This is a genomic window from Pseudomonas sp. MF08817 (assembly GCF_059862705.1).
Genome location: NZ_JCBCUY010000020.1, coordinates 16,037 through 30,053 on the forward strand (window position 1 = coordinate 16,037; position 14,017 = coordinate 30,053).

At 60.8% G+C, this 14,017-nt stretch carries 11 protein-coding genes and 2 tRNA genes; 4 read left to right on the plus strand and 9 right to left on the minus strand.

Features of this window, described 5'->3' with window-relative positions; genetic code table 11:
* Positions 1 to 4 precede the first annotated feature (4 nt).
* The 7 genes from dnaB to rnr all read right to left on the minus strand — a co-directional run bounded on the left by dnaB (position 5) and on the right by rnr (position 7,178).
* Positions 5 to 1,399: a replicative DNA helicase gene (gene dnaB, locus AC19YR_RS13950; protein WP_095109516.1), complete on the minus strand. Its 1,395-nt coding sequence runs from the start codon at positions 1,397 to 1,399 to the stop codon at positions 5 to 7.
* Positions 1,400 to 1,525: 126 nt separating this feature from the next.
* Positions 1,526 to 1,972, minus strand: coding sequence for a 50S ribosomal protein L9 (gene rplI, locus AC19YR_RS13955; protein ID WP_027617542.1), 447 nt, complete (start codon positions 1,970 to 1,972; stop codon positions 1,526 to 1,528).
* A gap of 19 nt (positions 1,973 to 1,991) precedes the next feature.
* The gene (locus AC19YR_RS13960) at positions 1,992 to 2,885 is read right to left on the minus strand and encodes a YybS family protein (protein ID WP_095109365.1); all 894 of its coding nucleotides are present in this window, start codon (positions 2,883 to 2,885) and stop codon (positions 1,992 to 1,994) included.
* Between the two features lie 36 nt (positions 2,886 to 2,921).
* The gene (gene rpsR, locus AC19YR_RS13965) at positions 2,922 to 3,152 is read right to left on the minus strand and encodes a 30S ribosomal protein S18 (protein ID WP_002551829.1); all 231 of its coding nucleotides are present in this window, start codon (positions 3,150 to 3,152) and stop codon (positions 2,922 to 2,924) included.
* A gap of 28 nt (positions 3,153 to 3,180) precedes the next feature.
* Positions 3,181 to 3,603, minus strand: coding sequence for a 30S ribosomal protein S6 (gene rpsF, locus AC19YR_RS13970; protein ID WP_003217491.1), 423 nt, complete (start codon positions 3,601 to 3,603; stop codon positions 3,181 to 3,183).
* Positions 3,604 to 3,807: 204 nt separating this feature from the next.
* A complete protein-coding gene (gene rlmB, locus AC19YR_RS13975; RefSeq protein WP_095109364.1) occupies positions 3,808 to 4,569 on the minus strand; it encodes a 23S rRNA (guanosine(2251)-2'-O)-methyltransferase RlmB in 762 nt (253 codons plus the stop codon).
* Positions 4,566 to 7,178 (minus strand): ribonuclease R, encoded by a 2,613-nt coding sequence (gene rnr, locus AC19YR_RS13980; protein WP_500598889.1) that lies wholly within the window; start codon positions 7,176 to 7,178, stop codon positions 4,566 to 4,568. The genes rlmB and rnr overlap by 4 nt, the downstream gene beginning before the upstream one ends.
* A 224-nt stretch (positions 7,179 to 7,402) precedes the next feature.
* Between rnr and AC19YR_RS13985 the strand changes: the two genes are divergently transcribed.
* From AC19YR_RS13985 to AC19YR_RS14000, 4 genes are all read left to right on the plus strand, one after another.
* A tRNA-Leu gene (locus tag AC19YR_RS13985) sits at positions 7,403 to 7,489 on the plus strand.
* 187 nt (positions 7,490 to 7,676) lie between these two features.
* Positions 7,677 to 7,763 (plus strand) — tRNA-Leu (locus AC19YR_RS13990).
* Between the two features lie 218 nt (positions 7,764 to 7,981).
* The gene (locus AC19YR_RS13995) at positions 7,982 to 9,007 is read left to right on the plus strand and encodes an extracellular solute-binding protein (RefSeq protein ID WP_500598890.1); all 1,026 of its coding nucleotides are present in this window, start codon (positions 7,982 to 7,984) and stop codon (positions 9,005 to 9,007) included.
* Positions 9,007 to 10,572 carry an ABC transporter permease gene (locus AC19YR_RS14000; protein ID WP_500598892.1) on the plus strand — a complete coding sequence of 522 codons (1,566 nt, stop codon included), beginning with the start codon at positions 9,007 to 9,009 and terminating at the stop codon, positions 10,570 to 10,572. The genes AC19YR_RS13995 and AC19YR_RS14000 overlap by 1 nt, the downstream gene beginning before the upstream one ends.
* 56 nt (positions 10,573 to 10,628) lie before the next feature.
* Here the strand turns inward: AC19YR_RS14000 and AC19YR_RS14005 are convergent, their stop codons facing one another.
* Both AC19YR_RS14005 and AC19YR_RS14010 read right to left on the minus strand, forming a co-directional pair.
* Positions 10,629 to 12,563 (minus strand): methyl-accepting chemotaxis protein, encoded by a 1,935-nt coding sequence (locus AC19YR_RS14005; protein ID WP_095109360.1) that lies wholly within the window; start codon positions 12,561 to 12,563, stop codon positions 10,629 to 10,631.
* Between the two features lie 139 nt (positions 12,564 to 12,702).
* Complete coding sequence (locus AC19YR_RS14010) at positions 12,703 to 13,992, minus strand: adenylosuccinate synthase (protein ID WP_095109359.1); 1,290 nt, start codon at positions 13,990 to 13,992, stop codon at positions 12,703 to 12,705.
* Positions 13,993 to 14,017 lie beyond the last annotated feature (25 nt).

Consider the following 14,017-nt stretch of genomic DNA (forward strand, 5'->3'; position numbering starts at 1 on the left):
GGCGTTACTCGTCGTCAAAGTTGTAGCTGCCCGGCGCCAGGTTCTCGAAGCGCGTGTACTTGCCAATAAACGCCAAGCGCGCCGTGCCGATGGGGCCGTTACGCTGCTTGCCGATGATGATCTCGGCAATGCCCTTGTGCTCGGTCTCGGGGTGATACACCTCGTCGCGATACACGAACATGATGACGTCGGCGTCTTGCTCGATAGCGCCGGATTCACGCAAGTCGGAGTTGATCGGGCGCTTGTTGGGGCGTTGCTCCAGGGAGCGGTTGAGCTGGGACAGGGCCACCACCGGGCAGTTGAACTCCTTGGCCAGGGCCTTGAGGGAGCGGGAGATCTCGGAAATTTCGTTGGTGCGGTTGTCGCCCCCCGAACCCGGGATCTGCATCAATTGCAGGTAGTCGATCATGATGAGGCCGATGTCGCCGTGCTCACGCACCAGGCGCCGGGTGCGGGCGCGCATCTCCGAAGGGCTGATGCCGGCGGTATCGTCGATGAACAACTTGCGGTCGTTGAGTAGATTGACCGCCGAGGTCAGGCGCGGCCAGTCGTCATCCTCCAGGCGACCGGCGCGGACCTTGGTTTGGTCGATCCGCCCCAGGGACGACAACATACGCATAATCAGCGATTCGCCTGGCATCTCCAGGGAATACACCAAAACCGCCTTCTCGCTGCGCAACACGGCGTTTTCCACCAGGTTCATCGCGAACGTGGTCTTACCCATGGACGGACGACCGGCGACGATAATCAGGTCCGAAGGCTGCAAGCCACTGGTCATGCCGTCGAGGTCGGTGTAACCGGTGGACAGGCCCGTGATGGCGTTATCGGTGTTGAACAGGGTATCGATGCGGTCGATGGCCTTGGTCAGCAGGTCGTTGACGCTGACCGGGCCACCGGTTTTCGGCCGGGCCTCGGCGATCTGGAAAATCTGCCGTTCGGCTTCGTCGAGAATCTCCTCGGCGGTGCGCCCTTCCGGGTTGAAGGCACTGTCAGCGATTTCAGTGCTGATGGCGATCAACTGGCGCAGGGTGGCGCGCTGACGGACGATCTGTGCGTAAGCCTTGATGTTGGCGACCGACGGCGTGTTTTTCGCCAGTTCACCCAGATAACCGAGGCCGCCGACCTGGGCACTCTGGCCTTCCTTGTCCAGTTGCTCGGCCAGGGTCACTACGTCTATCGGTGAGTTCTGGTCCGCCAACTTGGCAATGGCGCGGAAGATCAGGCGGTGGTCATGGCGATAGAAGTCACCGTCCGAGACTTGATCGAGCACGCGTTCCCAGGCGTTGTTGTCCAGCATCAGGCCACCGAGCACGGCCTGTTCGGCCTCGATGGAATGGGGCGGGACCTTCAGGGCAGCGGTTTGCAGATCGTATTGCTCGGGAACAGAGATATCGTTCATGGCCACTTGGAATTGGGGGTGGTGAAAAATCGGAAGCTGCAGAAAAACAAAAGGCACGACCTGTAAACAGGATCGTGCCCGATGTTAACCGTCCAGCACACAAGGTGCCAGACGATTGCGTGCTGCTTAAGCAGCCACCACAACAACGCGTACGGTTGCTTCGACTTCGGCGTGCAGGTGCACGGCCACGTCGAATTCGCCAACGTTGCGGATGGTGCCGTTTGGCAGACGAACTTCGCTTTTTGCCACTTCAACGCCAGAGGCGGTCAGTGCATCAGCGATGTCGTGGGTGCCGATCGAACCGAACAGCTTGCCTTCGTCACCAGCGGTGGCAGTGATAGTCACTTCCAGCTCAGCCAGTTGGGCAGCACGGCTTTCAGCCGAAGCTTTCTTGTCCGCTGCTGCTTTTTCCAGCTCGGCGCGACGCTCTTCGAACGCAGCCAGGTTGGCAGCGGTCGCAGCGGTAGCCTTGCCGTAAGGCAGCAGGTAGTTACGACCGTAGCCGGCCTTAACATTTACTTTGTCGCCCAGGTTGCCCAGGTTGGCGACTTTTTCCAGAAGGATCAGTTGCATGTGAAAATCCTCTTAACTTTTAACCTTCACCGTTCGCGCTATCGGCGTCTTTCGGCGCCAAACGACCGCGAAAATCAATCAGGCTGTCGACAATGGCCAACACCACGAGCAACGGATAGATCAGCTGCATGAACAGCAACAGCGTTACGTACAACCCCACCAGCCAAAACTTGGCCAGACGCTTATGCGCCACCAGCCCGTGCATCAGGGCCAGCCCGGCGAACACCAACGGTACGCTGCACAACGGCGTCAACATGGCCATCTGGGAACCGAAGTTCGGCCCCACAAGCATGCACGCCAGCAGCAACATCGCCGGCCCCAGCGGGATTCGGATGGCGCGAAACTCGCGACCAAAACCACCCGGGTTGTACAACAACGCCTGCCAATAACGCCCAAGCATCAGGCTCAACAAGCTGACGACCTGCAACAATGCCGCAATCAGGCCGGTCAGGACCGGTGCCACCAGTGCTGCGAGACGCGCTCGCTCCTCTACCGAGAACTGCTGGTAGAGATCCCCGAGGGCCAGCGGCAGGATTTTTATCAATTCCTGCGCCAAGCCTTCGATCTGAGGGCGGAAAGCCGCACCCAACACCACTGAAAACACCAACCCCATCGCTATGCTGACCAGCAGCACGCGGTTCCAGGACTCGCTTGCGCGCAAAACCAACGCAAGGCCCGAAGACCCCAGCAGCACCATGAGTGCGCGAGGATCTGAGGAGTACAGCCACCAGAACAAGGCCGGCAGCAATCCCAGGGCAACGACGCCCAAGGCATCCTTCAAACCGCGCCGCAGCAGCACAAGGCTTCCTGCGGCAGCACCCAACCAATACAACAGCGGCAATGCAGCACATCCGGCCACTACAGCAGTGGCCTGCACACGACCGCGCATGATGAACTCAGCTAAGGCGCGCATGCATTCAATCCCTTACTACGTGTCGACTGCCCGGTCTCAGCGGCCGTGGCTGTCGGTGTAGGCCAGCAGGGCCAGGAAGCGGGCGCGCTTGATAGCGGTGGCCAGCTGACGCTGATAACGAGCTTTGGTACCGGTGATGCGGCTTGGAACGATTTTGCCGGTCTCGGATACGTAGGCTTTCAGAGTGTTGAGATCTTTGTAATCGATCTCTTTCACGTCTTCAGCGGTGAAGCGGCAGAATTTACGACGACGGAAGAAACGTGCCATGTAATTGGCTCCTTAAAAGGTCCGTGGATTACTCGTCAGCGTTATCGCTGTTGTCGCTGTCATCACTATCAGCGCTTTCAGCGCCTTCGTGCTCAGGACGGTCGCGACGCTCACGGCGCTCACTGCGGTTTTCTTCAGCCTTGAGCATCTCGGATTGGCCAGTAACGGCTTCTTCGCGACGGATGACCAGGTTACGGATCACTGCATCGTTGTAGCGGAAGTTGTCTTCCAGCTCGGCCAGGGCCTTGCCGGTGCACTCAACGTTCAGCATCACGTAGTGAGCCTTGTGAACATTGTTGATTGCGTAGGCCAGTTGACGACGGCCCCAATCTTCCAGACGGTGGATTTTGCCGCCGTCTTCTTCGATCAGCTTGGTGTAACGCTCAACCATGCCGCCGACTTGCTCGCTTTGATCCGGGTGGACCAAAAAGATGATTTCGTAATGACGCATGAATGCTCCTTACGGGTTGTAGCCTGCCGCTCAAAAGCGGTCAGACAAGGAGTGAATGACACTTATGGACCTTGCCACGGTGAGGCACATGCGTGCCTGCCATGAAGGCAAGGGGCGCAATAGTAGAGAAGGAGGCTCTAAGCTGCAAGCTGCAAGTGACAAGCTGCAAGCGCATCGACGCTTAACTTGCAGCTTAGGGCTGATTTACTTGCGTGTAGCGGCGGCTTTTTTCGCGCCGCGCTGGCGCTGGGCCTCGAACAGGCATACGCCGGTCGCCACGGACACGTTGAGGCTGCTGACGCTGCCCGCCATCGGCAGGTTCACCAGGTAGTCACAATGTTCGCGGGTCAGGCGGCGCATGCCTTTGCCTTCGGCGCCCATAATCAGGATGGTCGGGCCGGTCAGGTCTTGGTCATAGATGCTGACCTCCGCCTCCCCTGCCGTGCCCACGACCCACAGGCCGCGCTGCTGGAGCTTTTCCAGCGTCCGGGCCAGGTTGGTCACGGCCACTAGCGGGATCACTTCCGCCGCACCGCAGGCCACTTTTCGTACAGTCGGCGTCAGGGTTGCCGACTTGTCCTTGGGCACAATTACCGCCAGCGCACCCGCCGCATCGGCCGAACGCAGGCAAGCGCCGAGGTTGTGCGGGTCGGTCACACCGTCGAGCACCAGCAACAGCGGCGCGCCTTCGGTGCGATCCAGGAGCTCATCGAGCATGGCTTCGCCCCAGACCTGGCTCGGGCTCACATCCGCGACCACGCCCTGGTGCACGCCTTCGACCCAGGCGTCCATCTCGCGACGCTCGGCCTGGCCGACCGCAACGCGGTTTTCGTTGGCCAGCTCGATCAGGGTCTGCACCCGCGGATCATTGCGGCCTTCGGCCAGCCAGATCTGCTTGACGCGCTTGGGGTGGTGACGCAGCAACGCTTCCACGGCATGCACGCCGTAGATTTTTTCCAGACTCATGACTTGGCCTTAGGTTTGCGCGCCCCGCCGCTTTTCGCAGCCGGGGCCGAGCCTGCCTTGGGCGGGCCCTTACGGTGTTTACTCGGTTTGCTCGACTTGTCCGACGCTGCGGGCTTTCCCCCAGACGCCGCTTTACCACCGCTTTTCGCTTCGGCCAACAACGCCTGCTTCAATTCACGGCTTTTGCGCAACTCGGCGTTTTTCGCCGCGGCATCGCTTGGGCGATAGGCTTCGCTGGCCTTCTCTTTGGTCGAAGTGCGACGCCCGGTTTTCGCCGGTGCAGGTTCGGCGGCAGCCTTGGCGGCTGGGGCGGTTGCTTCTGCACCCCGTTTCTTGCGGCCGATCGGCGCGCTGATGGTTTTTTCCGCCATCTCGAAGTCGATCTTGCGCTCGTCCAAATCGACGCGCATGACCCGTACTTCCACGGTGTCGCCCAAGCGGAAGCTACGGCCGGTGCGCTCGCCAGCGAGGCGGTGGTGCACAGGATCGAAGTGGTAGTAATCGCCCGGCAATGCCGTGACGTGAACCAGGCCTTCGACGTAGATATCGGTCAGCTCGACGAACAGACCGAAACCGGTCACGGCGGTAATGACCCCGGGGAACGACTCGCCCACGCGGTCTTTCATGAACTCGCACTTGAGCCAGTTCACAACGTCGCGGGTCGCTTCGTCGGCACGGCGTTCGCTCATCGAGCACTGCTCGCCGAGTTGCTCCAGGGCCGCCTCGTCGTACGGATAGATCCGCGCCTTGGGAATGCTCATGGCACCGGCGCGCTTGACGTGCGGGGTGTTCATCTTCGAATGGATCACGCTGCGGATCGCCCGGTGCGTGAGCAAGTCCGGGTAGCGGCGGATCGGCGAGGTGAAGTGGGTATAGGCTTCGTAGTTCAGGCCGAAGTGGCCCTGGTTATCAGCGCTATACACTGCCTGGCTCAACGAGCGCAGCATGACGGTCTGGATCAGGTGGAAATCCGGACGATCCTTGATGCTGGCCAACAGTGCCTGGTAATCCTTCGGCGATGGGCCGTCCTTGCCTTTATGCAGGGACAAACCGAGTTCACCCAGGAAGGCGCGCAGTTTTTCCAGGCGCTCCGGCGGCGGACCATCGTGCACCCGGTACAGAGCTGGGATTTCATGCTTTTTGAGGAATTCCGCGGTGGCCACGTTGGCCGCCAGCATGCACTCTTCGATCAGCTTGTGGGCATCGTTGCGGGTGGTCGGGGTGATTTCCGCGATCTTGCGCTCGGAGCCGAAGATGATTCGGGTTTCCTGGGTTTCAAAGTCGATGGCACCGCGCACATGACGAGCGCCCAGCAGCACCTTGTACAGCGCATAAAGCTGCTTGAGGTGCGGCACGACATGGCCGTACTCACCGCGCAGGGCCTTGGCCTCGCTGGTTTTCGGCTGCTCCAGGATGGTGCTGACCTTGTTGTAGGTCAGGCGCGCCTGAGAGTGGATCACCGCTTCGTAGAACTGGTAATCGGTCATTTCGCCGGTCTTGGACATGGTCATCTCGCACACCATGGCCAAACGGTCGACTTTCGGGTTCAGCGAGCACAAGCCGTTGGACAGTTGCTCCGGCAGCATCGGGATCACGCGCTCGGGGAAGTACACCGAGTTGCCGCGTACCTGGGCTTCATTGTCCAGGGCCGAGCCAATCTTCACGTAGCTGGAAACGTCGGCAATCGCCACGTACAACTTCCAGCCGCCGGAGAACAGGCGCAGCTTGCCCGGCTTGGCTTCGCAGTACACCGCATCGTCGAAGTCGCGGGCATCTTCGCCGTCGATGGTGACGAATGGCAGGTGGCGCAGGTCGATGCGCTTCTCTTTGTCCTTTTCCTCGACTTCCGGCTTGAGCTTGGCGGCTTCTTTGAGCACCGCTTCAGGCCAGACATGGGGAATGTCGTAGGTACGCAGCGCGACATCGATTTCCATGCCGGGTGCCATGTAGTTGCCCACCACTTCCACCACATCACCTTGCGGCTGGAAGCGTGGCGTCGGCCAGTGGGTGATTTTCACCTCAACGAATTGGCCGACTTTGGCGCTGGCATTGCGACCCGGAGTCACCAGCACTTCCTGCTGGATCTTCGGATTATCGGCAACCACGAAGCCGATGCCGCCCTCCTCGAAATAGCGACCGACGATGGTCTCGTGGGCACGGGACACCACTTCGACGATCACGCCTTCGCGGCGGCCACGACGATCCAGACCGGAAACACGGGCCAACGCGCGGTCACCATCGAACACTAGGCGCATTTGCGCCGGGCTCATGAACAAGTCGTCGCTGCCGTCATCCGGCACCAAGAAGCCAAAGCCGTCACGGTGGCCGCTGATGCGCCCCAGGATCAGGTCGAGCTTGTCCACCGGCGCATAAGTGCCACGGCGCGTGTAGATCAGTTGAGCATCGCGCTCCATGGCACGCAGGCGGCGGCGCAAGGCTTCGAGCTGGTCTTCGGTGGTCAGGCCGAATTCTTCTACCAGTTGCTCGCGGCTAGCAGGCGAACCCCGATCAGCAAGGTGCTGAAGGATCAGTTCGCGGCTAGGAATAGGGTTTTCATATTTTTCCGCTTCACGAGCGGCCTCGGGATCGAGGGACTGCCAATCGGCCATTAGAGAGTTTTCACCTTGTCTATATGCGGGTTAGTTTGGCATAGGCGTAATGAAACGGGAAATTTCAGACTCCAAGAGCCCCTTAAAAGCCCTTTGACCTACGCAGAAAACGCATTAGAAGACCGCTCGCGAATTTTTCGCTGGTTTTTTGATAACAGGGGTTTACAGCTCAAAACTGCCTCCGTATAGTGCGCGCCATCGACGACGTAGCCGTTGCCGATACTGCCCAGATGGTGAAATTGGTAGACACGCCAGCTTCAGGTGCTGGTGACCGCAAGGTCGTGGAAGTTCGAGTCTTCTTCTGGGCACCAAATTCAGAGCTTGAGGTTAGTTCAACTTTGAAGCTCACACAAAAACCCGCGAAAGCGGGTTTTTGCATTCTAAGTGTTTGATTTCATTCCAAGTATTCGGTTTATTAAAACGAAAACAGGGGTTTACAGATCAAAACTCTCTCCGTATAGTTCGCCCCATCAACAGCGCGAAAATGTTGTTGATACTGCCCAGATGGTGAAATTGGTAGACACGCCAGCTTCAGGTGCTGGTGACCGCAAGGTCGTGGAAGTTCGAGTCTTCTTCTGGGCACCAATTCAAGCATCAGCCTTTCACGCTGGCGCTTCACAAAAACCCGCGAAAGCGGGTTTTTGCATTTCTGGCTTTTTGATTTGCAAAACTGCGCACACCTCCTCAGCAAGCCCTCCCCATTTCCCTCCTCGGCCGTCAAGCGGTATCCATCCGCACTTGAGAAACAATATCGTTTATTATTGTTACAAGTTTTTGCAATGCGACCGCGAGGAACCCTGCGAATGATGCTTCGATATACCCGACGTGCAACCTCCCTTCTACGTGGCTTGATCCTCTCCCTGCTGGGCCTGGCCCTGTTCGCACCACTCGCCCAGGCTGGCGGCCCGGTCACCCTGACGCTCTACAACGGCCAGCACAAGGAAGTGGGGGACGCCGTGGCCAAGGCGTTTGAGGCCAAGACCGGTATTCACGTCAACGTGCGCAAGGGCAGCAGCAACCAGCTCGCCAGCCAGATCGTCGAAGAAGGCGACCGCTCCCCCGCCGACGTGATCTACACCGAGGAGTCCCCTCCCCTGAACAAACTCGGTGAACAAGGCCTGCTGGCCAAAGCCGACGACGCCACACTCGCCGTGTTGCCCAAGGACTACGTGGCGAGCAACGGCACCTGGATCGGCGTGACCGCTCGTGTGCGCGTGGTGGCGTTCAACCCGAAGCTGATCGACGAAAAAGACCTGCCCAAAACCGTGCTGGATTTCGCCAACCCCGAGTGGCAGGGCAAAGTCGGCTTCGTGCCCACCAGCGGCGCGTTCCAGGAACAAGCGGTGGCGATCATCAAATTACATGGCATGGACGCGGCCGAAGAATGGCTCACCGGCCTGCGCGCTTTCGGCAAAACCTACAGCAACAACATGGTGGCGCTCAAAGCCGTGGAGAACGGTGAAGTCGCCACCGTGCTGGTGAACAACTACTACTGGTTCGCCCTGCAACGGGAAAAAGGCAAGCTCGACTCCAAACTGCACTACTTCACCGATGGCGACGCCGGCGGGCTGATTACCGTGTCTAGCGCTGCGGTCATCAAGTCCAGCAAATACCCAAAAGAAGCCCAACAGTTGCTCGCCTACATGGTCAGCGAAGAAGGCCAGCGCGTGATTACCCAGACCACCGCCGAATATCCGCTGCACAAAGGCATGGAGTCGGATCGCGGGCTCAAGCCGTTCAGTGAACTGCAGGCGCCGAAAGTCACCCCGGCGGACCTGGGCAACGCCGAAGAAGCCCTGGACCTGGAACGTGACGTTGGCCTGAACTGATGGGCACATCGCTGCGCGCGCGCGCCCAAGGCTCGAACTATGTGCCCGGGCGCAAACGCCCCTCGATCTGGCTGCTGCTACCGGTGTTGCTGCTGATCGGCCTCAGCTTGCTGCCCCTGCTATATGTGGGGCTCAAGGCCTGGCAGGCCGGCTGGGCCGAGGCGGTGCATCTGCTGTGGCGGCCCTATGTGCTGCGCCTGCTGAGCAACACCTTACTGCTGATGGTTGGCGTGACGATGGCTTGCGGGGTCATTGGCCTGTCGCTGGCCTGGTTGCTGGAGCGCAGCAACCTACCTGGGCGACGCCTGTGGGGCGTGATCCTGTGCTTGCCGTTCGCGGTACCGGCGTTTGTCAGCAGCTTCACCTGGGTATCTTTGAGCGCCAGTTTCGAGGGCCTGGGCGGGGCGATTCTCGTAATGACCCTGTCCAAGTACCCGCTGGTGTTTTTGCCGGTGGCGGCGACGCTGCGCAACCTCGACCCATCCCTGGAGGAGTCCGCCCGCACCCTGGGGCAAAACCGCTGGGGAGTGTTCTTTCGTGTCACCTTGCCCCTGCTCTGGCCATCGTTACTGGCCGGCTCACTGCTGATTGCCCTGCACATGCTGGTGGAGTTCGGCGCCCTGTCGATCATTGGCCTGCAAACCTTTACCACGGCGATTTACCAGCAGTTTGAACTGGAGTTCAGCAACGCCAACGCTGCGATGCTCTCGGCAGTGCTGCTCGCCCTCTGCCTGGTGCTGCTGTGGCTGGAGTTACGGGTACGCGGCAAGGGCCGCCACGTGCGCACCGGCCAAGGCGCGGCGCGCCAAGCAGAGCAGGTGCGCCTGGGCAACTGGGCACTGATGGGGCAGGCCTATTGCCTGATGCTGGCGATCATTGGCAGCGGTGTGCCCCTGGGGATGCTGGCTTATTGGTTGGCGGTGGGGTCTTCGGCGGCCTTTCCCGTGGCGGCCATCAGCGAGGCCTTGCTCTCGTCCCTGGCCCTGTCCCTGGGCGGCGCGGCGCTGTGCCTGGTGCTGGCGGTGCCCGTCGGCTTGCTGGTGGTGCGCTACAAAGGTGCCTTGGCGCTGTGGGCCGAACGCCTGCCGTACCTACTGCACGCTCTGCCGGGACTGGTGATCGCACTGACCCTGGTGTTCTTCGCCCTCCATTACGTGCCCGTGCTTTATCAGACGTCGGCCTTGCTGCTGATCGCCTACGCCCTGTTGTTTCTGCCCTTGGCGCAGGCACCGATCCGCACTGCACTAAACAAAGCCGCGCCGCAATTGGAGGAAGCCGCACGCACCCTTGGCGCCAGCTCCTTCAGCGCGTTTTGCCGGGTGACCCTACCGATCATCTTCCCGGCCCTGGGCGCTGCGTTTGCGCTGGTGTTCCTGGATGCCATGAAAGAGCTCACCGCGACCCTGCTGCTCAGCCCCACCGGGCTCAACACCCTGGCCACCGAGGTGTGGGCGCATACGGCGAATGTGGAGTTCGCCGCCGCCGCACCCTATGCGGCGCTGCTGATCCTGGTGTCGGGGTTACCGGTGTATTTGCTGACGACGCGGATGTACCTGAGCCGTTGAAATAGGCCTGGTGGCTGTGGGAGGGAGCCCGCTCCCACAGAAGATCTACAACCCACCTAAGCCTTGAACTGCCCCAAGCTCGCCTTCAGCTGCGCCGCGAGGCCATCGAGCACCTTGCCGCTGGCCGTAGTCTCTATCACCGCTTGCGCCGCTTGCTCGGCCTGAGCGTGGATGGTTTCAACCCGTCCCCGCACCGCGTGCGCGCCCTGAGCCTGATGCGCCGCCGCCTGGGTCGCCAGGCCAATGGCCGCGTGAACTTGCTCCACCGATGACTGCACCGATTGCTGCAAGCGTGCACTGTCGCGCAGCACCAACAAGCCTTCACTGGCCTGGCGCCCGGCCTGACCAATCGCAGCCACCGCCTCCCGCGCGCCCTGCTGCAAGGCGCCGATGTGGGCCTGGATATCGCCGGTGGAACTCTGGGTCTTGCTGGCCAGCGCGCGCACCTCGTCGGCCACCACCGCGAAACCGCGCCCGGTTTCACCGGCTCGCGCCGCCTCGATAGCCGCGTTCAACGCCAACAGGTTGGTCTGCTCGGCGATCCCGTGGATCACCGTCAGCACCACCTCGATCTGCTCGCTCTGCTGCGCCAGGCGCTCGATAACCTTGGCCCCGGTGTCCACCTGCCCGGCCAGCGCCTCAATCAGGCTACCCACCTGAGCCGAAGTGCGAGTGTTCTCGTCCGTGGCCTGGCGGATCTCCACCACTTGCTGCAATGCCGACTGCATGGCCTGGCTCTCTGCCTGCGCTTCATCGGCCATCTGCGACAGCGCCCGCAGGCTTTCGGCCACTTCGTCGCGCTGGGACGCGGCCGCCGCATCGGCACCCGCATTGCGCCGGGTCATGGCGCCGATTTCCACGCCAGTACGCTGGGCCACATCGCCCGCCTCGCGCACGATGGGCTGCAATTTATCCACAAAGCGATTGACCGCCGAGGCCATGTCGCCGATTTCATCCTTGCTGTTGATTTGCACACGCTTGGTCAGGTCGCCGTCCCCGGCCGCCAGATCGTCCATGGCCGCAATCAGCAGGTGCAAGCGATTGACCACCCGACGCCCCAGCACCACAGCCAATAGCAGCAAGACGCCAAAGCCCACCAGGGCCAGGGCCAGGCCAATGCGCCAGCGCAACGTCGCCGCCGCTTCCTGCACGGTGCTGGCGGTGTTGTCTTTCATTGCCGCCGCCGTGCCCTGGGCAGATTGCAGGCGCGCGCGCATAGCCGTGGCGCTGTCAGCCGCCGCGCCCTTGAGGCTGTCATCCACCAATTGGTCGCTGCTGGCGATCAACGCGCTAAAGCGTTTGTCCAGCGCCGCCAGGTCGGTTTCCACCGACGCTGTCGACACGCCCATCAGCACCTTGCCGATTTCCACGCCATTGGGGTTGATGGAGGCTTCCAGGTAGTACACCGACTTATCGTTCTTCGCCGCGTCCAGCACCTTATCCAGCGCCCGCTCGCCTTGGCCTTTTTCCAGAAGGGCCTTGTTGATCGGGTTTTCCCGGTTCAGGTAGCGGGTCAGATGCTGGCCCGTAGCGTCGTCATACACCACGAACAACACGTTGGGGTTGCGCTGCGCGCGTCGTGCGAATTCAGACAGGGTTGGCACATCGTTGTCCCACATGGCGCGCGGCGCCACGGAGGCCAGGAGCTGGGCCATATCGTTAGCCGAATCCTGAAGGTCTTTCTCCAACGTGGCGCGAAGTTGCGCCTGCTCATCTTCCAGGCGCGACGAAAGCCCCGCCGTGAGGCGCTGACGCGTGCTGCTGGAGAGGCCGTCGAGGCTCGACGTCACCTCGCGCCCGGCCTGCTCCAATTCACCCGAAAGCTTCTGGCTATCCACACCCAACCGATTGGCCAAATCGGCCTCCAACGCGGTCACCGTGCTCCGAGTTAGTGCAACGGCCACCAGCACTTGCACCAAAAGAGCGATACCAAGGGTAACGAACACCGGTCGCAACAGCCGGCTTTGTAACAATGAGAGAACGGCAGACATTGGGAATCCCTCCACCTAGGGTGCCATTAAATTGATAGCACCACCAAAGAGGGAAACACAGCAAGGGTCGTGCCGCTTGTCAGGCAGAAACGACAAAGGGCCCAATCGAGGGCCCTTTGCTTTTTACATCAACAGCTTATTACGCGAACGGATGACGCAGAACGATGGTTTCGTTGCGGTCCGGGCCCGTCGAAATAATGTCGATCGGCGCGCCGATCAGCTCTTCGACGCGTTTGATGTAAGCACGGGCGTTGGCAGGCAGCTCTTCCAGCGTCTTGGCGCCCACGGTGGACTCGGTCCAGCCCGGCACTTCTTCGTACACAGGCTGCAGGCCCACGTAGCTGTCAGCGTCAGTCGGGGCTACGTCTTTACCTTCTGCATCTTTGTAGCCGATGCAGATGTTAATGGCTTCCAGGCCGTCGAGTACGTCCAGCTTGGTCAGGCAGATGCCCGAAATGCTGTTCACGTCGATAGCGCGACGCAGGATAACGGCGTCGAACCAACCACAACGACGAGCGCGACCGGTGGTGGCACCGAACTCGTGACCTTGTTTGGCCAGGTGCGCGCCGACTTCGTCGAACAGCTCGGTCGGGAACGGGCCCGAACCGACGCGCGTGGTGTAAGCCTTGGTGATGCCCAGGATGTAGTCCAGGAACATAGGGCCCACACCCGAACCGGTAGCAACGCCGCCCGCGGTGGTGTTGGAGCTGGTTACATAGGGGTAGGTACCGTGGTCGATGTCCAGCAACGAGCCCTGGGCGCCTTCGAACATGATGTCTTTGCCAGCACGACGCAGGTCGTGCAGCTCGGCCGTCACGTCCAGCATCAGCGGCTTGAGCAGCTCGGCGTACTCCTTGCACTCGGCCAGGGTCTTGTCGAAGTCGATGGCCGGCTCTTTGTAGTAACCCACCAGCATGAAGTTGTGGTAATCCACCAGTTCACGCAGCTTGTCTTCAAAACGTGGCATGTTGAGCAGGTCGCCCACACGCAGGCCACGACGCGCAACCTTGTCTTCGTAAGCCGGGCCGATGCCGCGACCGGTGGTACCGATCTTCAACTCGCCACGGGCCTTTTCACGGGCTTGGTCCAGCGCAACGTGGAAGGACAGGATCAACGGGCAGGAAGGGCTGATACGCAGGCGCTCACGCACCGGTACGCCTTTCTCTTCCAGCTTGGTGATTTCCCGCAGCAGGGCGTCCGGTGCAACCACCACGCCGTTGCCGATCAGGCACTGCACGCCTTCGCGCAGTACTCCCGACGGGATCAGGTGCAAGACGGTTTTCTCGCCGTCGATCACCAGGGTGTGGCCCGCGTTGTGGCCACCTTGGTAGCGCACTACGGCGGCAGCATGTTCGGTCAGCAGATCAACGATCTTGCCTTTGCCCTCATCACCCCATTGGGTGCCCAGGACTACGACATTCTTACCCATAACACTTGTCCTCATTCGCGCAAAC

Excerpts from the sequence above, each read along its gene's own strand:
- dnaB (WP_095109516.1), bottom strand. The coding sequence starts at position 1,399 with ATGAACGATATCTCTGTTCCCGAGCAATACGATCTGCAAACCGCTGCC.
- rplI (WP_027617542.1), bottom strand. The coding sequence starts at position 1,972 with ATGCAACTGATCCTTCTGGAAAAAGTCGCCAACCTGGGCAACCTGGGC.
- AC19YR_RS13960 (WP_095109365.1), bottom strand. The coding sequence starts at position 2,885 with ATGCGCGCCTTAGCTGAGTTCATCATGCGCGGTCGTGTGCAGGCCACT.
- rpsR (WP_002551829.1), bottom strand. The coding sequence starts at position 3,152 with ATGGCACGTTTCTTCCGTCGTCGTAAATTCTGCCGCTTCACCGCTGAA.
- rpsF (WP_003217491.1), bottom strand. The coding sequence starts at position 3,603 with ATGCGTCATTACGAAATCATCTTTTTGGTCCACCCGGATCAAAGCGAG.
- rlmB (WP_095109364.1), bottom strand. The coding sequence starts at position 4,569 with ATGAGTCTGGAAAAAATCTACGGCGTGCATGCCGTGGAAGCGTTGCTG.
- rnr (WP_500598889.1), bottom strand. The coding sequence starts at position 7,178 with ATGGCCGATTGGCAGTCCCTCGATCCCGAGGCCGCTCGTGAAGCGGAA.
- AC19YR_RS13995 (WP_500598890.1), top strand. The coding sequence starts at position 7,982 with ATGATGCTTCGATATACCCGACGTGCAACCTCCCTTCTACGTGGCTTG.
- AC19YR_RS14000 (WP_500598892.1), top strand. The coding sequence starts at position 9,007 with ATGGGCACATCGCTGCGCGCGCGCGCCCAAGGCTCGAACTATGTGCCC.
- AC19YR_RS14005 (WP_095109360.1), bottom strand. The coding sequence starts at position 12,563 with ATGTCTGCCGTTCTCTCATTGTTACAAAGCCGGCTGTTGCGACCGGTG.
- AC19YR_RS14010 (WP_095109359.1), bottom strand. The coding sequence starts at position 13,992 with ATGGGTAAGAATGTCGTAGTCCTGGGCACCCAATGGGGTGATGAGGGC.